Source organism: Bacteroidota bacterium (assembly GCA_016721765.1).
Classification (GTDB): domain Bacteria; phylum Bacteroidota; class Bacteroidia; order UBA4408; family UBA4408; genus UBA4408.
Window position 1 is genome coordinate 831,644 of the sequence record JADKHO010000001.1, and the last position, 23,988, is coordinate 855,631.

Annotated in this window: 13 protein-coding genes, 2 tRNA genes and 1 pseudogene; 5 read left to right on the forward strand and 11 right to left on the reverse strand. The window is 40.9% G+C overall.

The genetic code is table 11. The features are described from left to right. Positions 1-203 precede the first annotated feature (203 nt). The 4 genes from IPP32_03045 to IPP32_03060 all read right to left on the reverse strand — a co-directional run bounded on the left by IPP32_03045 (position 204) and on the right by IPP32_03060 (position 12,575). On the reverse strand, positions 204-6,143 hold the full coding sequence (locus IPP32_03045; GenBank protein ID MBL0047057.1) for a PKD domain-containing protein: 5,940 nt from the start codon (positions 6,141-6,143) through the stop codon (positions 204-206). Between the two features lie 55 nt (positions 6,144-6,198). Then, positions 6,199-10,308 (reverse strand): hypothetical protein, encoded by a 4,110-nt coding sequence (locus IPP32_03050; protein ID MBL0047058.1) that lies wholly within the window; start codon positions 10,306-10,308, stop codon positions 6,199-6,201. 755 nt (positions 10,309-11,063) lie between these two features. After that, the gene (locus IPP32_03055) at positions 11,064-11,528 is read right to left on the reverse strand and encodes an endonuclease domain-containing protein (GenBank protein MBL0047059.1); all 465 of its coding nucleotides are present in this window, start codon (positions 11,526-11,528) and stop codon (positions 11,064-11,066) included. A 375-nt stretch (positions 11,529-11,903) separates the two neighbouring features. Next, positions 11,904-12,575 (reverse strand): hypothetical protein, encoded by a 672-nt coding sequence (locus IPP32_03060; GenBank protein MBL0047060.1) that lies wholly within the window; start codon positions 12,573-12,575, stop codon positions 11,904-11,906. 401 nt (positions 12,576-12,976) lie between these two features. Between IPP32_03060 and IPP32_03065 the strand changes: the two genes are divergently transcribed. After that, complete coding sequence (locus tag IPP32_03065) at positions 12,977-13,972, forward strand: hypothetical protein (GenBank protein ID MBL0047061.1); 996 nt, start codon at positions 12,977-12,979, stop codon at positions 13,970-13,972. Then, the gene (locus tag IPP32_03070) at positions 13,969-14,340 is read left to right on the forward strand and encodes a T9SS type A sorting domain-containing protein (protein ID MBL0047062.1); all 372 of its coding nucleotides are present in this window, start codon (positions 13,969-13,971) and stop codon (positions 14,338-14,340) included. The genes IPP32_03065 and IPP32_03070 overlap by 4 nt, the downstream gene beginning before the upstream one ends. A 6-nt stretch (positions 14,341-14,346) precedes the next feature. Here IPP32_03070 and IPP32_03075 read toward each other — a convergent pair whose 3' ends face one another. From IPP32_03075 to IPP32_03100, 6 genes are all read right to left on the reverse strand, one after another. Next, on the reverse strand, positions 14,347-15,750 hold the full coding sequence (locus tag IPP32_03075) for a T9SS type A sorting domain-containing protein (GenBank protein MBL0047063.1): 1,404 nt from the start codon (positions 15,748-15,750) through the stop codon (positions 14,347-14,349). A 72-nt stretch (positions 15,751-15,822) separates the two neighbouring features. Continuing rightward, a complete protein-coding gene (locus IPP32_03080; GenBank protein ID MBL0047064.1) occupies positions 15,823-17,007 on the reverse strand; it encodes a hypothetical protein in 1,185 nt (394 codons plus the stop codon). Between the two features lie 116 nt (positions 17,008-17,123). Beyond that, positions 17,124-18,263: a T9SS type A sorting domain-containing protein gene (locus IPP32_03085; protein ID MBL0047065.1), complete on the reverse strand. Its 1,140-nt coding sequence runs from the start codon at positions 18,261-18,263 to the stop codon at positions 17,124-17,126. After that, positions 18,233-18,373 (reverse strand): hypothetical protein, encoded by a 141-nt coding sequence (locus IPP32_03090; protein ID MBL0047066.1) that lies wholly within the window; start codon positions 18,371-18,373, stop codon positions 18,233-18,235. Before IPP32_03090 ends, IPP32_03085 begins: the two co-directional genes overlap by 31 nt. 12 nt (positions 18,374-18,385) lie before the next feature. Then, positions 18,386-18,964 carry a hypothetical protein gene (locus IPP32_03095; GenBank protein MBL0047067.1) on the reverse strand — a complete coding sequence of 193 codons (579 nt, stop codon included), beginning with the start codon at positions 18,962-18,964 and terminating at the stop codon, positions 18,386-18,388. Beyond that, positions 18,915-19,757 (reverse strand): hypothetical protein, encoded by an 843-nt coding sequence (locus tag IPP32_03100; GenBank protein MBL0047068.1) that lies wholly within the window; start codon positions 19,755-19,757, stop codon positions 18,915-18,917. Before IPP32_03100 ends, IPP32_03095 begins: the two co-directional genes overlap by 50 nt. 334 nt (positions 19,758-20,091) lie before the next feature. Here IPP32_03100 and mutS point away from each other — a divergent pair. The 3 genes and pseudogenes from mutS (at position 20,092) to IPP32_03115 (ending at position 22,963) form a co-directional block, all read left to right on the forward strand. Next, positions 20,092-22,688, forward strand: a pseudogene (gene mutS, locus IPP32_03105) (DNA mismatch repair protein MutS). A 45-nt stretch (positions 22,689-22,733) separates the two neighbouring features. Continuing rightward, positions 22,734-22,806 (forward strand) — tRNA-Gly (locus IPP32_03110). A 71-nt stretch (positions 22,807-22,877) separates the two neighbouring features. Further along, positions 22,878-22,963 (forward strand) — tRNA-Leu (locus tag IPP32_03115). A gap of 125 nt (positions 22,964-23,088) precedes the next feature. On the opposite strand, the gene IPP32_03120 is transcribed toward IPP32_03115, so the two are convergent. Next, entirely contained in the window at positions 23,089-23,889 is an 801-nt protein-coding gene (locus tag IPP32_03120; protein ID MBL0047069.1) for a tyrosine-type recombinase/integrase, read from the reverse strand. Between the last annotated feature and the right edge of the window lie 99 nt (positions 23,890-23,988).

Below are 23,988 nucleotides of genomic sequence, written 5' to 3' on the forward strand. Positions count from 1 at the left end.
TTTTCGAGTTGAATAATTTATTCTCATGGAACCTCTCAAAGATAAACCTCGCATTGCAAATTGCTAAATAATTGATTGTGAATTACTAACAATTCTATGTGAATTGGCATTCCGCCGATGGAATAAAAAAAAAGACCGATAACAAGCAAAAATGGGCTGTAAACTAAAAGTCTACAGCCCATTTTCGAATTAGGAACGAATCCTTAAAAAGTCATCTTTCTTACAATTTTTTTATTGTCGAAAAGCACTTCAATAGAATAAACACCTTTTGCAACATTCAGATTATTGAGGCTTAATCTTCCTTTGTTTAAGACGGTTTTATTGATGCCAGACTCAACAACTGCACCTAATGCATTATAAATGTTGATGGTTAATTTTGTGTTTGATTTAAAGTTGTAGTTAACAAATGCACCTTGTGCGTCTTGTCCAATGCTAACAGTTTCTTCTGCAGTTAAATTGGAAAGTCCGGTAACGTTATCAACATTGATTGTTACAGTTGAAGTTACACTACATCCTGCTGCATTTGTGGCAATCATGGTAACCACGTAAGTTCCAACCGAATCAAAAACATGGCTCGGACTTACAACTGTTTCTAGTGGGCTTCCATCACCAAAATCCCAAGAATAGGAAGTAGCCCCTGTAGTTAAGTTTGCAAAGTCAACATTTGTGCTGCCCGGGAAGCTTACAGTTGTTGCACTTGGCATAATTTGAGGAACAATTGCTTCAACTCCAAAATGAAGTACAAATCGAGCATAAGACTTAACAGTATCGATTGCAGAGCTAAAAGTATAGGTGCTATCAATATGTAAATCCACCCAAGTGTTGGTTAATTTATCTTCCAAACTAAAGCAGGTTACATTCGCAAACTCCTGCAAGCCAATAAAGTTAATGGTATAGCTTCCTGCAGTATTCACATTTACACGCACCGGTAAATCCAAATTGGTATTCAAATCCCCTACAGTATTTACTACATACTCAATACCATTCCACTTGCTGCTAATATTGGGAGCAGCCGGATCAAAACTATACAGTTTGTAACCATCAAAAGCAGGATCAAAGTTACTGGTGGCGTTTATATCCGTGTGAAAAACGGTTTCATCAAAATAAGTTCCGTTTAAGCCATCCAATTGTAGGCGCAAAATACCGGTACCAACATTGCTCTCCTTATAAAAAGTAGGGTTGCTGGCAACCTTAATATTTTCATCGGCAATTAAGCTCGGGCTGCCTGCGTTAGCATGCACTAAGAATGCTTGTGAAGAAGCAATTGTTGCACCTCCTCCATTATAACTAACACCGCCAGAAATCCCTTTGTACTGAGCGCTGTTTGCTTCATAAATATAAAATGAATTGTCCATATTGGTTTTTGTCCAAGATCCTGCATTCCAGTTAATTGCTGAAGCGTAAGGATTTGCAACAAGGTTCCAACCATCTTCATCAACGCCGCCAACTGATGACGTATAAGTAACATTTAAATCTTGGGAACCGACTAAGGGCGGTCCTTTAACATCTAACAGTTTATCCCCAACGGTAGGGGAAGCCATGTCAATAAATACATAGTACCCTTTGGTTGGATCAATGGAGTTAGTAACATTGGTTGCTTGAATGTATGCATTTGAAACACTTGATAATCCTGGTATTGCTTCGTTATAACTATAAATAGAATTAAATATACCTGGTCCATAAGTTGAGCCGGTGAAGCCGGAAGTTGCAATATCATCGTTCCATTGTGCCAAAGTTGCTCCACTAACAGGGGCACAAATAGTAGCCCAACCAGCTACACCACCCGGCACAAAACGTTCCATAATAATATCACCAGTTATTGTTCCACCGGTAACTGGCGCTATACGTGCGGTTTTACTTGAGGTAGAAAGCAAAGTAAAGTCATACCCTGTGGTTGTAAATGTACCGCTTGTTAAAGTTAAAGCACCTTCAATTGCTAAATCTGCGCTCATACTCACACCGGCCGAATTGTTGATGGTTAAGTTATCGTATTTGCTGTCTGGTAAATGCGCGGGTATTGTTTGAGCTAAGGTACCGTTATATGATACGGTGCTTCCACTTACAGTGTAGGCTCCTGTTCCTGGAGAAAATGTAGCCCCAATGCCTATTGTTCCTGAATTTGCAAAAGTTCTATCGCCATTTCCTGAATTGGTTAAATTAGCATAGTTCCCAGCTGTAATGTCTTGTGGCCCAACCGCTGCATAATCGATAGTTGAAGCGCTTCCTAGTGTTAATGTAATGGTATTAACAATGGTTGTGCTAATGCCACCTGATAAACCAACCGAATTTTGAGTAGTTAGTGTTCCGTTAATTGTAACCGAGCCAGCACCACTTATCAAATTATTCACCATATTTAAGGTTCCGCTTGCACCCACTGTTAAAGCTCCAGCATTCACAATATCTCCTGCTCCGGCCATGGTTAAGGATCCGCTGTTTATAGTTAACGTAGCAGCGGAGGCAATTGAAATAGATTTTACTTGTGCTGCGCTTGTAACAATTATTGGGTACACAGTGGCTCCATTCTCAATTGTAACATCTGTTGAAGCGGTTGGCACTGAGCCTCCACACCAGTTACTTGTACTAAACCAATCACTACTATAACCTAACCAACGACCTACAGAACATGAACTGCCTATGGCATGACTTACTGTACCCGTCATTCCAGAATAAGCGCTTGAATTCGTATAATTTGGAGTTGTGGAAGTATTTGAGGTAATTGTTCCTGACTCGTTTTTAAGCATTACAACTGTTCCGGTAATATAATCGCCTGTACCATCCAAAGTAACCTTATAGCTTAATCCAGAACCACCAGTTTGCGAAATATCCCAATAGCGTGCACTGTTAAGGTTTGTATTGGCTGGCAGTGTTCCACTTAATGCAGATTCAAATTGTTCGGTGGTAACTGTGCTTGTTCCGGTAAGGGCAGTATATTCAAATCCTAAAGGACGATAAACGCCACCTTTACCAATTGGGAAAGTAAATGTGCCGGTGGCCGCATATACTTTTTTCATAATACCACTAACATAACTTGCTGAACTTGCACTGGCGGTAGCACCTCCAGAACCAATAGTTACTGAATTACTTGCTGTAGAAACTAAACCGCTAGTTAACGTTAGTGTTTGTGTAACCGTGATATCATTAGCTAGAACAAGGTTATCTGCTGCTTTATCAAGAATTAAAAAATCAAATGTCTCTCCTCCGGTAGCTGTAATTGTTTGGTTTCCTGAAGCGGCATCAAAGAAAACGGCTCTTGATTTTGGTGCAAATGTACCGGTCGTATGGGTCCAATTGCCACGTATTTTTAAATCTCCTCCTGCTACATCAGATAAGGATAAACCTCCTGCAATGTTTATATTTCCGAGTACGACAACAGGTTGAGTCATATCATTACTACCAAAATCCAAATAAAAACCAGAACTTGCATCAATGGTTAAATTACCAGCCATTTGGCGCAATACTCCAGGCGCTGCGTTGCCAACATCTAAAGATGTACTGTTTGAAACTTGAACATGATTAGGATATCCTGCACCGCTTGTTGCGCTCCATTCTAGCCCTCGGCCATAACTGCCACCTGTGTTATATATTAATGTTGAACTTGATCCATAAGTTGGAGCTGTAGTATTTACAAACCCTCCAGAGTTTATTTGCAATGATGTAACAATGTTTGATCCGGCACCAAAAACTACTCCACCGGCAATCGTTACTGTTGGAAAATTAACTGTGCCAGAGACAGTTCCAGTTCCCAAAAAGAATACAGGACCTGCTGTGGCTGTAAAATCGCCACCTGTTGATGCAACTGTTCCGCCAACCGGTATGGTTAACTGTTTGTTATTTAAGTCAAGTGTTCCAGCTTGCAATATCAAGGAGTTTGTGGCAGATGTAATTCCCACAATTGCTGTTAGTGTAACCGCGTTGGTTACATTGTTAATTCTTAATGTATTGATGGTAGCAGGTAGGCCAGTTCCTGTTGCCTGTGCCACAACTCCATTATACACATAGTTTGCGCCCGAGTTGTAGGTTACCACACCTGTTGGTGAGGAAGACGAAATACGGACATTTCCTAATGTTGCACCCACGGGACGAATTCCATCTGCACTTCCAATTCCTAAAGTAGAACCTGATTGTGCATCAAAAGTTGGCGTTCCTGAACCACCAGTGCTATTTGCAATTACAAAATCTGCCATATTCAAAGTACCACCAGAAAGCACCCTAACTGAGCTACTGGGTGATGCGGCACCGCTAAAGGTTAAATTACTTGCTAAGTTAACAGTAGCACCTGAGTTTATTTGATAATTGGTATAATCAGAAACAGCGGCACCTGTATAAGTAAGAGATTGTGGAGCTGTACCATTGAATACAAATCCAAGATTTGGACCTGTTCCACCTGTACCGAATGTACCGGCTGTTGTATGACTAAAGTTTCCTTTAATGAATATTCCGTTGTTTGCTAAGGAGGAACCTGCTCCAAAATCTACAACCCCATTCGCACCAACAGACGCAACAGTTGTACCAGTGGAAGTAAAGTTTCCATTAACATTTATAACACCAGTTCCGCTAGCTGCAGAAACAGATTCCAAATGTATTTTACCGGTTCCCGAAATTTCTAAATTACCTGTAATAGTAGCAACTCCACCTGTAGATGTTCCAATGGAAATTGTTCTTAAAATTCCTCTGCTTTGAATGTAACAATTACCGGCAACCGTAAGTGAGCATGTGCTTGCTGTGTTACTGATATTTAATGAGCTTGAAGTGCTCGTTCCTGCCAAAGTTAAATCGTTGGCAATGGCCAATGTTATACCACTAGCTAAGTTCCAAGTACCTGCACCAGTACTATTAAGAATTAGGTTATAATAAGGAAAAGCAGCCAATGTAAATGTGGTTGCACCTGTATATTCAATTGTGCTATTAGTAGTTGTATAAGTTCCACTTCCTGGTGTGAACAAATTTGCAATAGTAATTACATTGGAGTTGGCTCCTGACGTTGCCAATGTTCTGTTACCATTACCTGTATTTGTTATACTATAGTAGTTGGTTGTTGGTATTGTTTGAGCACTCGCGCTACTAAAGTTAAAAACGTTGGAGCTACCGGGTGTTGTTGCTGCTGTAGTTGGAGTGTAGGTGTTTGCAACATCAATAGTACCGGTTAATAATGTTCTTGCTCCGTTTCCACTATTGCTTAAATCATAATAATTAACCGAAGCAATGCTTTGAGCACCCGCACTAGTATAATCAACTGTGCTGCCTGATGTAGCAGTATATACTCCCGCTCCGGGTGTAAATGTTCCTGCTATACCGGTCGTACCAGAAGTCCATACTCGGGCACCGCCGGTACCAGTTAAGTTGCCATAGTTAAAAGCGGGTATAGTTTGAGAGACTGCTGATGAAATTACAAATGTACTTGTTGCATCCCAGGTTCCTGAACCAGCAGTGTAGGTAATATTTCCGGAAGCACTTAAAGTAGCGCTGGCGCCAATTGTAAAGAAGTTACCAGTACCATTAAATGTAAGTGCATTAACAGAAACAGAACCTGTTAAACTTAAATTGGCCGCTACACCGGTAGAACCATTCGTAAGCGTTACCGCATCGGATGAACTTGGGATTCCGGAAGGATTCCAGTTTGAGGCTGTGTTCCATGTACCATCGGTAAAACCAACCCAGGTGTAAGAAACCGCCGGGTTATCGCGACCTGTCCATTCAACTGAGCCAAGCGGTGCTGCTGTTTCGCTTACACCTGTTGCATTTGAAACCAAACTACCTGCTGTATATGAACCCGTTGAGCTTGTCCAAACAGATCCATCCCAATATGCTGCTTTTATTAAAGACGCTGTTCCGTTTTCATCTTCTGCTCCAGTTATTGCCAAAGCGGGATTGATGTAATAATTGTAAGTACCCCCCGACCCATCTTCAGAGAAAGTCCAGTAACGACTTAAAAAATTAGTTGGAGTACCGCCGCTATTAATGTTGCTGCTGCTTGCATCAAATACCTTTGCGCCAACAACACGAATTGTGGAGTTTGCTGTAAATTGTAAACTTACAGGGCTGTATTGAGTTGTGCCGGTTACATCTCCAATTGGGAAAAGATATGTACCGCTGCTTGCCGGAATCCCTCTTTTAAATAACCCAGCTCCATCGGTTACAATCATATTTGTGGCACTAGGTGAGGTTGCTGTTAATGTTCCTCCGTTTGCTAAAGTTAAATCAAAAGCACCTAATGTTACCTCTACCTCCAGTTAGGGTTAAAGTTCCTGTAATGGTTCTTGATGCTGATAAGGTAATCGTTCTTGCAGCATTGGTATTATTAAATGTAACGTTTACCGGACCGCTTGATGATGGAAATTCATTCCCGGTTATTTGTGTCCCTAATGCTGTTACATAAGCCAATGTTGTTGCAGTGCTATAAGTTACAGTCCCTGAAGTTACGGCTGTTCCTCCAGCCGCTGCTGTAAAGGTTGTTCCGGCATTCATTGCTAGTGTGCCAGTGATTGCAATGCCGGCAGGGTTCAATACCCTTGCATTAATTGTGTTTGAAATTGTACCAGATATGGTTACAGATTGGCTGCTTGCTCCATTAAATTCAAGTGTTCCATTACCTGTTGATGTTTCGGTAATTATACCACTTGCACCTTGATTAAACGTACCACTTACTCTGATTGTACCTGAACCGCTGCCTGATGCCATGTCAATTGTTCCTCCTGTTTGGGCAAAATCTGTACAAACAATTGTTCCACTAGATGCAGTACCCAATCTGAGGGCAGCACTTCCGGTTGAAGTCATTGTAAAAGTACCAACCGATGTTATAGTACCCCCACCAATATTAGGATTGGTAGAAAGAGATGGAGTATTCCAAGTGAAATTACCAAAGGTTTGACCGGTAAGGCCATTAGGGAAGGTGCCTGCTGTTGGATTTGTTAAACCAAGTACAGCACACAAAGAGGTATTAGCGGTCCATGTTGCGGTTGGGATGGCTGGTGTTGCAGCACTTGCACCTGCACTAAGATGATTGTGGTTATAAGTACCAGTGGTAAATAACAGATTTGTTGTTGTACTTGCAATGGTACCACTGCTATTTATCGCACCTGTAACAGTAGTAACACTGTTAGTGGCTGTGTAAGTATTATTATTTGAGGTATTTGTTAGCAAAGATAGTTGCCCTGCAATACTTGCAGTTTGGGCTCCTGTATACGCAAGGTTAATACTATTAGCGCCTGTGCTTCCTAATTGCAAATGACTGCCACTAGGTATGTCTAAATCTGTTCCTGTTCCACCGCTAATAGTTAGTGTAACGGCTGCAGCACTTTGCAAAGTTACATTTGCACTATTAAGTAATATTAATTTTCCAATTGTTTCTGTAATAACACCTGTAACAATTGGATTTGGAGTACTGCCTCCATTAAATTGCAACACATCATTGGATGCTGGATTTGTTCTGTTAGGTGTCCAATTTGATGCTGTTCCGTAGTCTGCAGTTCCTGTTTGGTTCCAAGTATAAGTTACTGGAGCTTTTACTCTTCCTGTAAAATCCGCTGTAGCTCCCAAAGGACAACTAGCTTGTGTAACACCGGATGATATAGTTAGTACATTGGATGCTGCTGAACTAGCAACTTGTGTCCAAGGACTTGCTCCACTCCACATATTTACCCTCATATTGCCTTCAGTTCCATTAATGTCAGCAGGTAAATAGGTGAATGTACCGGTGTAGGTATAAGTGGTGGCCGCACTATTGCTAACCTGCCAGTAACGACTTAAATAATCAGTTTGAGGCTCTAGACCATCACCGGCTGTAGTTTTATCATTAACATTGGGATGACCAGTACTTGCAGTTGCACCATCAACAGGACGAACCCCAATTGTACTTGCAGGTGTTAATGCTGTAAAACTTAAAGATGCTGGTGAGTATTCTGTTGTTCCCGTATTTTCACCTACGTGAAATGTAAAACTTGAAGAGCCGGTTGCAAAAGCCTTTTTCATCTCTCCGGTTCCTTGTATTAGCACATAACCATTTGTCCTATTAGCGGTAACTCCTGTTCCTACATAAGTAAAACTATTGTTATTTCCAATATCAATAACACCATTTACAAAAGAGGTTGCATTGCTCACTGTCACATCTCCAATACTAAATGTTACAGCCGGACTAGCGGCTGTGTTATCAAAAGTGAGGGAAGAGAATTTAGCAGTTGAGGCTGAAGTTGAGTTTCTAAAAGTACCCGATCCACTAACAGTTTGTGCTACCGTGTTAGATGTTGGTGTGCTTTGTCTTTCAAAGTTAATTGCTGAGGCAGCTGCTCCGGTATTAGTATTTAATGAAGTTAGTGTACCATTATTAATAATATTTCCAGCAAAATGAAATTCATCTGATGCACCAATCCTTAGCTCCGAACCGGCATTAATGGTGATATTTCCACCGATGTTTACCTCGTCAGCAGTTGAACCGGCTCCACTCATATATCTGTCGGTTGTGTTGCCACCAGCAACAGTAATCGTTCCTAATTGCAGACGACCAGATGAAACATAAGTATCAAAAGCAAAACCAACTGTTGCTGTAGTTGTATTTGTTCCAGAAGCTCCTCCGACCACAATCGTGTTGCCGACCATTGAATAGGAAGAGGTACTGGAAAAAGTTAACGTTTTTGCTGTTCCGGCATTAGGTGGATCAACAAAAGTAATAGTTCCACCACTTACTGCCATCACTACAGAAGTAATATTCAATATTGCAGTCCCACTTGCAACACTTGTTGCCAAAGTTCCACTGTTAGGATCAATATTAAAATTTCCATTGGTCATAGTGAATGTTCCGCTGCTAAATACACCATTACCATTCAAATTTATTGTTCCACTGCTTAATGTAACAACTCCAGAAGCTGTAATACTCATTGCCTGATTCCCTCCATTTGCGACTCCAACATTAATAGTTCCGCCTGCATTTGTGAGTGTCCCTCCATTTATACTTAAGGCTGTTGCACCCGTAGTAATTCCGGTGGCTATATTTAAAGTGTTTGTATTATTTGTTAAAGTTCCTAAGGTTACAGTAACGGTACTTCTTGCAGTTCTATTCTCGCTGATTGTAACATTTGTGCTGGCCAAATTCACTAAAACTTTATCGGGAACACCAACACCACTTGCTCCTATGCCCCAGGTTTTATCACCAGTACCAACGGTATAAGTTGCTCCTGTTTGAAATGACAAGGTAGAACCAGTTGCATAAGTTAAACTATTTGTATTAACAAAACTACTGGCCTTAACTTGCAAAAGTCCGGTGCTGCCGAGTGTTAAACCTCCGCTCGCCATCGGCGTAAATTTCCTATTAATATTAATAGTACCAGGATATGAATAGGCATTACCCGTCCAATTCCCTTCACCATTAAAGGTCAGAATAGTTGAGCTATTACCAGTTAATGTCGCCGTACCAGCAATATTAATTGTAGTACCTCTACCAGTACCAATTGTTGCTCCTCCCATTGTAATTGTTCTACTTGAAATTGTTAGTGTGGCTGAACCACTAAGTTGAATTGAGCCACCAGGAGCGATTGTAAAATTGTTTGATGCGGTTATTGAGCCAGTATTTATAACCAATTTCCCAATAACAGCACCTGATGCAGGGATTGCGTTAGTAACGGTTGCAGTAATAGGTGTATTGGTAATATTTACAGGAATACAGTCAGCACTACTCACGCCAATTCCACCAAAATAATTAACTATGGTTGGGTTGCCAGAGGCAGCAATATTTGCTCCTGGTGCATTTGCAAAAAACCCTCCTGAATAACCCATCCACATGGTAAGGTACAATGCATCAGGAGTTCCAATACTACTTAAGGGGATTTTTACTTCTCGCCAATTTGAGCCTGTGCTATAAGTAACTCCACTTATAGTAGCAGCCCATGAAGAACCGAAGCTGCGTGCCTCCTGATAACCTTGTTCAGCATGAACATTGTAGTTGGCTGAAAACGGTAAAGTTCCTGTGACACCATTATATGATTGTCCTGCTGTGGTTCCAACACCTCCTGTAGGGGTAGAGTTGGGATCGCTGTCGATATATACAGTAAAGTTGTCCGTTCCCCCGAAATTTCCACTTGTGTTAAAAGCACCCAAGTACAAATTTGTTGCATCAAAAGTGATGTAATAATCAATAGCACTTCCGGTTGCTGTTATTTTTTCGGCAGCATTAAAATCAGCACTTGACCCGCTAAAAGTTACGGTACGAAAACTCTGCGCCATGGAACTAAAATTGCTCAAAAGCACCACCGCCAAAACGAGTAGTAATTGCTTAGCAAAACGGGTAATTCTGTTGTTGTTTGTAGTTGTTGTAATCATGTAAGTTGTTTTTAATGTAAATATTGATAATTAATGCTTTAAAGACTTTTAGCCGCTGTTAATTTCTTGTTCATAAAAATGCAAGGTTGTAAATCTAGAAATTAATTTTAATAAAAATTAAGAGTTACCATCACGCGCAAGCACAATTTCTGCAAAGTGCAATAAATTGGCGGTGAGGAGTAGATATTCACAAATTAAGGTTAGATCTTATTTGAAAAATTGTCCCCCGCTGGCGGGGGTAGGGTGGTTTATCTCTCTTGAAACCTGTCCCCCGCTGGCGGGGGTAGGGGGTGGTAAGTCAGCAAGTTTCTTATTCCTGAAAATCACCCACAAGTACCTCGGGGTTTACCACCACACATAAAACCTGTCCCCCGCTGGCGGGGGTAGGGGGTGGTAAGTCAGCAAGTTTCTTATTCCTGAAAATCACCCACAAGTACCTCGAGTTTTACCACCACACATAAAACCTGTCCCCCGCTGGCGGGGGTAGGGGGTGGTAAGTCAGCAAGTTTCTTATTCCTGAAAATCACCCACAAGTACCACGAGGTTTACCACCCCCGAAAAGTTTATTGGCATAAACTGTTCGGCCCCGCCAGCGGGGCATACATAAAAATTGTCCCCCGCTGGCGGGGGTAGGGGGTGGTAAGTCAGCAAGTTTCTTATTCCTGAAAATCACCCACAAGTACCTCGAGTTTTACCACCACACATAAAACCTGTCCCCCGCTGGCGGGGGTAGGGGGTGGTCAGCACCGCATATTTCAAAAAAAAGAAAATCCCCCCCAAAAAAAATATCCCCCGCTGGCGGGGGTTGGGGGTGGTAAAACTTCCTTAACCCTATCGTTCTCCAACTCCGCAATAACACCTTCTAATTCGCGCACCACATTTTCCATATCATTCAACACCTCCTCATCATCAAACCGAAGTACCCGAAATCCGGCCTGACGCAGCGCGTTTTCTTTATGTTCATCTTTGATGACCACCTCCTCTTGCCAATGTGTAATGCCATCAACCTCAATTATTAGCATTAATTCCATACACATAAAATCGGCAATAAAATCCAAAACAGGTCTCTGCCTCCGAAAAGTATAGCCCTTTAGCTGTTTTTTGCTCAACACAAATTTCCAAAGGCACACTTCCGCTTTAGTCATATTATGGCGCAACTCATTGGCAAAAGGTTGAAGTTGCGTGTTATAAGCATAAAAGTTTGATTTGGATGCTTTCATCATTTCAAGCAAAAAATGGCACAACACTTTAGCTAAATTGAAGGCTACAAACCTAAGTGCAATCAAGATTACATCCTGCATTTCTTAGTAAAAATCACCCACTAATCATCCCTTATAATATTTAAAAATTAAAAGTTCATCCCCAGCAATGGGGCATATTTTGCCCCAAAAAAACTATCTGCTCACCACCCCCAGCTCGATTGTTGACACAATCAAGCTGGCCCCGCCAGCGGGGCATATTTTATCCCCCAAAAACAAAATATCCCCCGCTGGCGGGGGTTGGGGGTGGTTAACAGCTCCTATTATGAAAAACAACAATGAAAATTATCCCCCGCTGGCGGGGGCAGGGGGTGGTTCACCACTACATTCTGAAAACTAAAATAATTTCTTTTTCACCTCCTCAATCGGATGATTGGGAAAAGCCTTTTTGTACAATACCCCCCAATAAATCAACACTTTAAAAACATACACCGGAGAGGTGAGTTTATCGTCGATTTTTCGGCTTTTAATGAGGGCATATCGAAACCCTAAATCGGCCCCCAGCCCAAACCAATCAAACACTTTATATTGTCCGGATAGCGTAGGTTCATACATCACCAATAAATGTTTTCGGCTCCGCAAATCTTCAATACCCTTAAACGAATAGTTGTACCAAATACTTCCCACACTAAACTGCACCGGCACCGAAAACTCCCAATGTCCTTGGCGGTAAAAAACATACTCGATGTAGGCACATCCATAACGGATTTTTAGCCTGCGTTCCAAGGTATCTAATCCAAACGGCGACAGGTTATATAGGGTATTGGTAAAATTGCTGTTCAAGAAATTGTAACCAAAACCCAAGCGCAGTTTTTTCCCAAAATCAGCCCCCAGCTTTACACCCCATACTTGCGCCCTGCGTGAGGAAATAAATGAATTACGCGAATCAAATTTAAAGTGGATGGTGCGCTTTAAATGCAAACTCGCTTTCAACGAATCGTAAAGCTGTGCCTGCGAAATGCGCGGGAGTGCAACAAATAATAGTAGTGCCAAAACAAGGCGTTTCATCGCAGAAATTTAAAAAGCGTTGCGAAGATAATTGAACAGACTTTGCTTTTTAAAATGGAAAGCAGAAACTTATAAACGAAGGCTTGAAGAGAATTTCTTTTTTAACCTAATTAACAGCAAGCTGCAATTTAATTTGACTCAATAGGTATCCTATCTCGCTCAGGCATTACACGTAAGAAAAGAATACTTTATCCTCAAAAGATTTAAGTTAGGATAGGGGTAAAACACATTTAATTTCTCTTCTCCAACGTTACTCTCTGCGTGCTTTTCGCCGTCTCTGCGAGCCTTTTTGTGGTTAAAACAAAGCATGCACATTTTTGTATCTCTAATTTGTTTAGAAGTAGCATAAATCGATTTCTGTTTAATGAACCCAAAGTCAAAATTTGTTTACATTTACAAGTATGAATTACAAAGGAATACTATTACTTACTGCAATTCTTATTTCATGCTTCGTGTGCAAAGCACAGCAGCAATTTAGTGCTGTTCCATTGCTACAAAGTAAGATCAGTTCCTTACAGAAAGAAGCTGCAGCTGCCGCAGAAATGAGGGAATTCAAGCATTCATCCCAAAAAAACGCAAGCCTCATATCCCTGCTCGACAGTTCCTTCGCCTACTATTTTGATACTGCATCAATGGCTTGGGAAGCAATTCCTCAAGTAAAAAACACAGTGTTGAATTACGACAGCAATTACCATAAAATACTCGAACTGCGGGCGGTTTGGGATGGAAGTACGTATCAAAATAATAGTCTATATGGCTTTAGTTACGATTCAGCCGGAAGACCAATTACCATTATTAGTTATTTCTATAGCGCCGGTACATGGGAGAATCAATACAAAACGAGTTTCTATTACGACAGCATTCAGCATATTAAAACACAGGTGAATCAAACCTGGGATGGACTGGCTTGGGTAAATTCTTCAAAAATTAAAACCCAAAGCGATTCCTTGGGAAATTTGATTTGTGAAACAGATTATAATTGGGATGTGAATGCAATAGATTGGCGATACACCATGCTTGATACCAACACCTATGATGCCCTGCACAACAAACTAATTCATGTGAGGCAATTCTGGAGTTTCGGGGTGTGGACGAATGAGCAAAAAGAAATATTTAGTTACAATGCTGCGCATCAATTGAGCACTAAAATAGTGCAAGATTGGAATGGAACCATCTGGGAAAACGTGCTAAAGCATGTATACAGCTATGATGCGAATGGAAATTTACAAACAGATTTAACTTTAATATTTTGCAGTTTTACCAACTGGGCAAACTACTGGAGGGATGTATACACCTATACGGCAAACAATCAGCTAAAAAGAACATACTTTTCAACTTTGGTCAAGCGGATCCTGGCTTTTATGGTGGGCTTTGAGTATACCTATTATCCAGCTTGAGTTTAAAAAGTTTAACTTACAAAGCCGCCAACGGTATAAGTCCGGACATCATGTATGCCGACAGCACGGTGTATTATTACCATATCGTTACTTCTCAAGAGCCTTTGATGGCAGAGGCTTCCGCGATAATGCTGTATCCAAATCCTGCCAAAGATATGGTGCAGCTTCACTGTGAAACCCCACTTGCGATAAGAAGCATGAGTATACGAAACAGCGCAGGAGTGCCCATTTATGAAAGTGCAATAAATTTAATGCAAAGCCTTGATTTGCGTATTGCGCTGCCAAATTTGACAGCAGGTTATTATTCGCTTTGCTTTCAACGAAAAGGCGGTTCTTTTGAAACAAAAAAGTTGTTGATTGTAAAATAGCAAAGCTCAATTCACGTCTTTCACAAATTTGGCGCAATAGGATTTACCGTCTTTATCCTGTGCCTCAATAAAATAAATTCCGGGAGCATAGCTTTGCAGATTAAGTCGAACGGTCTGTTTTTGTACACCGCTTAAATCAAGCGTAAGCAAGCAATTTCCTAGTATATCAAGTACTATCACTTTATCCAAGCCGGAAGAATTGCGCAAGGAAAGATCGAGGAATGCTTTCGTGGGATTTGGAAAAAGCAGCAATTTGCTTTCCATATATATACTTGCTTTAATTTCGGTTTGACCCACCGCAGTGGAGGGAAATGAATTTTGTTTAAACCAATTCTCCACCGTTAGCGCATCATTGGCAGCGCGATTATAATAGGCCGCCGAATTATAAGTAAGTGAGGTATCTTGCGAAAAAATAAATGCAAAATCGTAGTCTACTTTTGCACCTGCCGCGAAATGAAAGGGGCCACAACTCTGCACCATGCGTCCATCGCTTGCATTACTCTGGTGCCAGCCTGCAGGCACAGTAGGATAATCGGGCCAGATAAATTTTCGGGGGCTTGCTCCACCAAATCCGTTTCCTCCGTAGGTGAGCGGTGAATTATCTTTCCAATGCGCAGCAGTATAGTTGTAGTAATGATTGGTGTTAACAGGATTTCCGCTGAGCGAAAAATCATTCTTATAAAAAATGGAGCGGGTCATTCGATTGTTTTCGCCGGTTTCGTCAATAAGGCCATTGTTGTTGTTATCTATACCATCATTTAAATAAGCTAAAGGCCCGTTAAGTATAATGGAGCTTATGATGGGAGGATGTGCGCCATAGTGATTGGCACCATTGCCTTCATCCACCGAATCGGAATTGTAACAATAAACCGTATTGCGTGGCACATTGGTACCAAAAAAATCGTCGTTGGGATTCCCCAAATCAAAATCGGTCCAGTTGGCCAAGTAGCAACTGTCGAGTGCATCGCTGCTGCGATTAAAAATTTCATAATGATAAAAAGTGGTGTAATTTAAAAGGGAGTCACTTGTAGTTAGCCAAGGATTGTTGAATGCATAAGCAGATGCGTGCACCTCCACTTTCATTTGGGCGCCATCCGATTCGGTGTGTATCCCCAAGTTATCGTTAAATACCCAATACAACATTTGGTCACCTCGAATGAGTGGATAATCTCCACCCGTTATTGGATTGTAAATTCCATCGCTATTTGCATCCACAAAGGGAGCCATTTTTCGGGAATAATTTCCGGTATCGGATGTCGGCCAAGTCAAAATTGCTTCAGCCGGTATGAAACTCCCATTTTGAACTGTACCATTCATAAAATTTGTTTTAAAATCTTCTATTTCCTGTCGGTTGATTTTCCAAATTCTATTGTACTGAGCTGCTTTCGCTGTATCAGTGCTAGCGGTCAAAGTATCTAAGGGACCAGGCCAAAATCAATTCCACTTTGTCGGTAGGTTTGTGCAGCAACTCTTAAATTCCCGTTACCGGTAAGGCCTCCTATCCACAAGCTGTTTGCAAAATGGCGTGCTTGCCACTTCCTTGGGCACTTCAAATTTTACATCGTTGCCATCCCAACACATATCCCCAAGGTTTAAGATAGCTGAGTTGACCTGATTTATATCCAACGATTGGCAATTTTCGGCAGTTATGGGCGGAACTCCCGGAGGAGATGTATTTAAAGAGGATAGGGTATTTTGATAACTGTTGAAATCAAGTGAAACAATTTGTCTGCCCAAGGAACTCATCCAAAGTTTATTGCCGGTTGAATCAAAAACCTGCGCACACAATGGCGTGAATATGAAACTGGTTCGTAAAAAATAAGTATAGATTCTACCCTCAAAATATTCACAAATCTGATTTTTACTATAGTTGATAAAGAGCAGTCCGCCTTTGGGTCCGCGGCTTAACCGAGTCGAATAACTAAAAGTAAGTGGCGTGTTGGCTAAAGTAGTTAATGCAGAAAAGGATGCGTTTTGCATGCGAGTAATACCTGCGTTTTGGTTCAGCAACCATACATTTGTTCCTTCTGTCAACAGGGAATTTACACGATTAAAGGGTAATGCCGAATTGGAGGTAGTAAATACACTTAAAGTGCTGCCATTCCATTTGCAAAGCCCATTGTTGGTAGCAATCCAAACATCGCTGTTCGCATCCACCGCAAAGGCATTAATGGTATCGTTGGGAAGCGGAGAGTTGGAAGTTGAAAAATTGCTAAAAACCCCATTGGTGAAAATTGAAAATCCCTTGTATCCGCCAACATACACCGTGTTGTTGTGTGCAAAAATGGTTTTTAATTGCTTGCTAATTAAACTTGAATTGGAGGGAGTATAATTCAACCAGGCAGCGCCATTATAAACGCTCATTCCGCTTTCACTTGCAACAAAATACTGGTTGTTCATGTCTACAGCAACATCATTGGTAGTATCGCTAGCAATTCCCGAATTAAGGGTATTAAAATTACTGTAATTTGTGCCGTCAAATACAATTAGTCCTGCGCCGATGCTGGTAATCAGTAATTTATGGGCACTGTCGATGGCCAAACGGCTTTTGCTTGTAGTAAAAACCCCGCTTTGTAGGCTTGAAGGAATATCGTGGCGCTCGGCACCGTTGTAGGCAAAGCCTTGAATAAAGCTAACAAGAAGCAAAAGCGTAAGTGATTTTTTCATGTTCTAATTTTTTAGAAACCCGAAACTACAAAAGTATTTGGCGGAATGCTAGTATTAGCGCTAAAAATCATCCCTTTTTGCGATGGGAATGCGTGTAACATCCGCACATATAAAAGCTATTCTTTTACAAATTTTGAATAGTGATATTTTCCGGCTTTGTCTTGTATGGATATCAAAAAAATACCAGGCGAAATGGCATTTATGTCCAATTGTAGTTGGCAAGTTCCAACATTTTTTTGTTGGTTTAAATTCACTTGTTTGCCAACTAGGTCAAACACTGTAGCAGCTTGGATTGTCGCGCCATTCAGCAATTGAATATTCAGCAAGGTGTGCGTTGGATTAGGAAAAAGCAACAGATTGTTTTTAGGCATTGCAGTTTCAGAAATGCCCGGAAACACAAGGCAAGAAGGCGCATTGTTGTTATCGAACCAATACTTTACGCGTTGCACATCGCTTACAGCCATTTGATAATAGGCCGCTGAATTATAAGTTAAGGTAGTATCCCGCGAAAACACAAAAGCAAAATCATAATCAAAAGAGCTGCCGGCAGGGAAAAGGAAGGGGCCGGAGGAGGCGATAAATGATCCATCTGTTGCTAACGGGCAATGCCAAACACCCGAATCGGAAGGGAAATTTGGAAATGCATATTTTGTTACGATTGTACCAATATCGCCCCAGCCTTGAGTAGTCATTTGTCTCCCATTTCTCCACCTGGATTGCATAAAGTTGTAAAAATGAATTGGTGCGCTTGGGTTGCCCATACTTAAGGCAAAATCATCATGATAACTTAATGATCCGGTAAGCAAATTTTTCTCACCAAGTTCATCCACAAGGCCATCATTATCATTGTCTATAGTGTCATTCAAATAAGCCAATGGGCCACTCAAAACTACATCACTAATTATAGGCGGGTTGAGCTCATAAGAATTAGTTGGAAAGGAATAATTATGATCTAGCGAGTCAAAATTATACGCGTAAATAAAGTTGTTTTGTGGGGCGCTAGCAAGTCCATCATCAAATTCATATCCAATATCAAAATCAGACCAATTGGCAATATAGCAGCTATCGTAATTTATATTGTTCCGATTAAAAATCTTATAGTTATAGAAAGTGGTATAATTGATTATGGAATCTCTGTTTAGAATGTTAGGACAAGCATAAGAATAAGCACTTGCATGAATTTCAATTTTCATGGGCTGTGACCCAAACGAAGCTGCATGAAATTCTAAGTTATCATTAAAGATCCAATAGGCCATTTGGTCACCTTTATCAAAGGGTAATCACCACCCGCAAGTGGATTATAAATTCCATCTTGATTTACATCTACAAAAAGGAGCCATGTTGCGGGTATAATTTCCTGTTCCATGGGCCGGCCATTCTAAAATATCTTTGGCAGGAATAAAATTTCCATTTGAACTGCACCCGTTTGATAGTAGTGTTTGAATTGCTCAATGTCATATCGATTGATGAGCCATAAACGGTCGTATTTCATGGCTGTAGTTGTATCTATTTGGCCGGAAATGGTATCTAGAGGCCCTGGCCAAAAATCCAGACCATGATATCGATCTCCGTAATCCTGTGCGGCTAGGTGCAGTTGACGCAAACTATCTTTGCCTCCAATCCAAATACTATTTGCCAAGATAGTGTTCTTCCCACTTCCTTTTGGGATTTCATATTTATGATTTCCTTGAACATAAAATTGAGAAGAACGATTGGTAATTGCTGCCTTTACATTATTAATATCGAGAAAGCGACTGTTGTTATAACAGGAGGAGTTATACCAATAATCATAAAATGGGCTTGATTGAGTAAAGTCAAAAAGAGCAAAACTTTTTCCATAGTACTTAACTATAATTTTATCGCCAGATTTGTTTAAAGCATACGCAGTAATAAACCCTGTGCATGGGCTAACATTTAAAAAGGGATAAAATTTTTTGGGTGTCGTGCACAATTTCACAAAACCTATTTTGAATCCAAAAGAGCACCCCTCCGTTAGGGCCAATTGTCAATTTTGGTATAGCATAAGATACTAATGCAGGTCCATAAAAAATATCAGAAAGAACTTCGACTGTAGTATTTCTTAATCGAAGCAAGTTAGGTGCTGCAATCCAAAGATACTTCTCTGCAAAACACAAAGAGTAAATTGAATTGTTTGAAAGTGTTGGCACTCCTGTAAAACTAGTTCCATCAAATTGAAATAAGCCTCGTTTTGTGCCAATCCATGCATTCCCTGTGCTGTCAATAATGATCGTGTAAATAGTATCATTTCCTAATCCCGAATTTGAATGGTTGTATGTAGTAAAAACACCATTTTGAAATACAGAAAGCCCATAATTTGTACCAATAAAAGCGCCATTATTAAATGGGGCAATGCATGAAATTCTATTGCAAATGAGATTGGAGTTCAAACTATCATAGTTCGTCCAACTTGTTCCATTAAACAAGGATAAGCCTTTGCTTTTTGTGGCAAGATAATAGTTGTTTGAGGAGGTGTCTACAGCAACCACGTTAATGAAATTTGATTTTATGCCAGAGTTGCTTGTTGTATAATTCGTGTAATTTACTCCGTCAAATTGTATCAATCCTGCACCATTGGTGGAAAAAAGAAATTTGCCTGAAGTATCTAATGCTACTTGGCTTGAATTTACTACGGTACCTGTCGGTAATAAGGTCTGAGGAATGGTATAGCAAGTCAAGCCATTTTGCCCAAACGAAAAAGCGAAATCAAAAACAAAGAAAAAGGGCAGCAATTTTTTTCATCCTAGAAAAACGAAAATACAGAATTTCCGCGCAAAATGGAACATCCATATAAAATCATACCTGCATCCATTCGCAATATTCAAATGAGCTCACCACCCCACTCAAGGAAAGTGTGCTATTTTAAAGAGCAACACTTATCTCATCGTCATCGGCTAATCGGCTAATCGGCTAATCAGCTAATTAGCGAATCAGCACATCAAAAGTAAAATTGCTAACAATTCGCAAAAGCCTCACGACAGAATTGTATTTTTGAATCCCTCAATAAAAAAGATAGTGAGTAAAACCGTCACCAAAAAAAAAGACGACATAGCGGAAACCCCGCTCATGAAGCAATACAACAGCATCAAGGCAAAATATCCGGATGCCTTGTTGCTTTTCGGGTGGGCGATTTTTACGAAACATTTAGCGAGGATGCGGTTAAAACGGCTGCCATATTGGGTATTGTGTTAACCCGAAGAGCCAATGGGGCTGCGGCCTATATCGAACTGGCCGGTTTTCCGCACCATGCACTCGATACCTATTTGCCCAAGCTGGTGCGTGCCGGTCACCGTGTAGCCATCTGCGACCAACTCGAAGATCCTAAACTCACCAAAACCATTGTAAAAAGAGGGGTTACCGAGTTAGTTACGCCGGGATTGAGTTACAACGAAAAAACCTTAGACCATAAAAGCAATAACTTTTTAGCGGCCTTACACCTAGTGAATAACCCGCAGGAAATTAAAAATACCGTTTTGGGCCTTTCCTTTTTGGATGTGAGCACGGGCGAGTTTTTGGTGGCGCAGGGTAGTTTTGATTACGTAGATAAACTCATTCAAAGCTTCCGCCCCAGCGAAATTTTATATCCCAAAAAATTTAAGAAATTTTTTACCGAGCAATTTGGCGAACGCTTTTACAGCTATGGGCTGGAGGAATGGATATTTGCCACCGATTATGCCAATGAATTACTCATCAAGCATTTTGGCACCGTATCGCTCAAGGGTTTTGGTATTGAAGGCATGCCCGAAGCGGTTATTGCTGCCGGTGCGGCGCTGCATTATTTAGCCGATACCCAGCACGACAAGGTCTTGCACATTACCAATGTATCGCGCATTGAAGAAGAAAAATACGTATGGCTCGACCGCTTTACCATTCGTAACCTGGAATTGTTTTCCTCGGCCAACGACAATGCTAAAACGCTCATCGACATCATCGATAAAACCATTTCACCCATGGGCTCGCGCTTGCTCAGGCGCTGGGTTTCGCTTCCGCTTAAGGATAAGCAGCCCATTGAAGACCGGCTGGAAGTGGTAAATTATTTTTAAACCAAGCCGAATTTGCCGATAAAATAAAGGAAGAAATTCGCCTGGTGGGCGATTTGGAACGTATCACTTCCAAAATTGCCGTTGGACGCATCACGCCGCGTGAAGTGTTGGCTTTGTTGCGGGCACTTAAAGCCATCTCTCCAATAAAAGCCTTAACCGCTGCGGCATCCAACGAAACCCTGAATAAAATTGCAGAGCAACTCAATGCCTGCGCCCTCATAGCTGAACGCATCGAAAAGGAAGAACCCCCATTACTGCTCAATAAGGGCAATGTGATTGCCAATGGTGTGGAATAAAGAACTAGACGATTTGCGCAAAATAGCTTTCTCAGGTAAGGATTACCTTTTGCAAATTCAGCAAGCAGAGAGTGAACGCACCGGGATTTCTTCGCTGAAAGTGGCCTATAACAATGTGTTTGGCTATTTTTGGAAGTTACCAATGTACACAAGAGTAAGGTACCTGTAGATTGGATTCGCAAGCAAACCCTTGTTAATGCAGAGCGATACATTACCCCGGAACTAAAAGAATACGAAGAAAAAATACTCGGTGCCGAAGAAAAAATATTGGCCATTGAAACCAAATTGTTTTCGGATTTACTGCTGGCGTTAAGTGACTATATTGTGCCCTTGCAGTTAAATGGCTCCCTCATTGCCCGATTGGACTGCTTGTTGTCCTTTGCCTTGATTGCTCAAAAGAACAATTATGTGCGCCCTCAACTCAACGATGGGAAGATTTTGGACATTAAAAACGGGCGGCATCCGGTAATTGAAAAGCAATTGCCCCTTGGCGAAGAGTATGTGGCCAACGATGTGTATTTGGACGATGAGCAGCAACAAATCATCATCATAACCGGTCCCAACATGAGCGGTAAATCAGCGCTGTTGCGGCAAACGGCGCTCATTGTACTGATGGCGCAAATGGGGAGTTTTGTGCCGGCTACACATGCCAGTATTGGCTTAGTGGATAAGATTTTTTACGCGTGTAGGAGCTTCGGATAACATCTCTTCGGGAGAATCCACTTTTATGGTGGAGATGAATGAAACGGCGAGTATCCTCAACAATGTTTCCGACCGCAGTTTGATTTTATTGGATGAGATAGGCCGCGGAACCAGCACCTACGACGGTATTTCCATTGCCTGGGCCATTACCGAATACTTGCACGAACACCCTTCTGCGAAAGCAAAAACCTTATTTGCCACGCATTACCACGAGTTAAACGAGATGGAAAAAACACTGAAGCGCATAAAAAACTTCAATGTTTCGGTGAAGGAAATCGATAATAAAATACTCTTTCTGCGCAAGCTAAGTCCGGGTGGAAGCGCTCATAGCTTTGGGATACACGTGGCTCGCATGGCGGGTATGCCTAAAAAAGTATTGCAACGCGCCAACGAAATTTTGGCCCAGTTGGAGCAGGATAGAGGGCGGGAACACAACAACGCCAAAAGCAATTCAGCAAAGGTGAAATCAAGTAAGGAAGATTTTCAATTAAGCTTCTTTCAGCTCAACGATCCGGTGCTGGAGCAGATACGCGAACAGCTCGAAAAAACGGATATCAACACCCTTACCCCCGTGGAAGCCTTGATGCGCCTGAATGAAATCAAAAAACTTACAGGAGGATAATTTTTTTGAGGATTTAAAATTTATTTACTTTTGCAGTCCTCAAATGCGAAAGTAGCTCAGTTGGTAGAGCGCGACCTTGCCAAGGTCGAGGTCGCGAGTTCGAACCTCGTCTTTCGCTCTTAGATTAAGTTCTTTTTATTAGCGATTCCATAAGTGATAGACATCTATTGGAATCCAAAAATTAGAGATTGCCCGGGTGGTGGAACTGGTAGACACGCAGGACTTAAAATCCTGTAGCCATTGCGGCTGTATCGGTTCGATTCCGATCCGGGTACAACGCTACAAAGTTTGATAAACATGCTTTGTAGCGTTTTTTCATGCCTTCCAGTAAATACCAAATTAAAAAATGTAGTGCAGTGTGGTGCGGAAATGTGGTGCGGAATTTTAATTTTCTTCATTTTTAAATATTTAGGTCTTTATTCTTTTGATTGCCATTTGAAGCTTTTCTAAGCTTATTTAATTCCATTTCACGTTCAGACTCTTCTTGAAACACACTGGTATTTCTTGCCGCTTTTGCAATTTTAATTTTATCGATATAATTTCGTTCTATTACTCCATTATCAGGATGCCCAGTTATCATTTTGGTATTAGCGCCCATTTGAAGCTGCAAGCTTGTGATGTATGTTTTCCTTAAGCTCTTAAAAGTTAATTTTCTGCCTGTCTTAAGCTGATTGTAATAATGGCTAAATCCCCTACTCAAAATATCTCCCATTACTTTCTTCCTACTTATTTTTACTTCATTCGCTAAAAGATATTGGTTGGTGTCCTTTTTTTCTTCATAACCAAGTTTATACAGCAAGTCTTCTAATTCTTGCGTAATGGGTATATGAATTAATTTTTTTTCATCATTCGAAACTCTTTTCTGAATTCTATTAACCTTGAAATCTTCAATTGTTATTATGCCTTCTTTCATGTCAACAAGATTCCAAGACAAGTTGCTGATTTCTTCTCTTCTCCTTCCTGTAAGCAATGCAATTAGGAATGCGTTCTTTAGCCATTCTCTATAAAAAGTTCTTTTGTCTTTTACACCATCATAGTACCGCACACCATTTTCCGCAGTTATCTGTTTTAAAAGTGCTTCAAATTCATTTTTCGTAATTGATTGAGGTTTGGGATTCAGTTTTTTTCGTTTCACTTTTTCGAACCAATTTCTCATTGCTAGATTGTATTCATCTGAATACCATTTAAACCATGATGTCAAAAACGAAAAGATTTTATTAAAAGTGCGATTTGATTGCTCTTTTTTTTTCTAAATGGGAGAATATGTGCCCAACTATGTCATCGTTGATTTCATCCATCG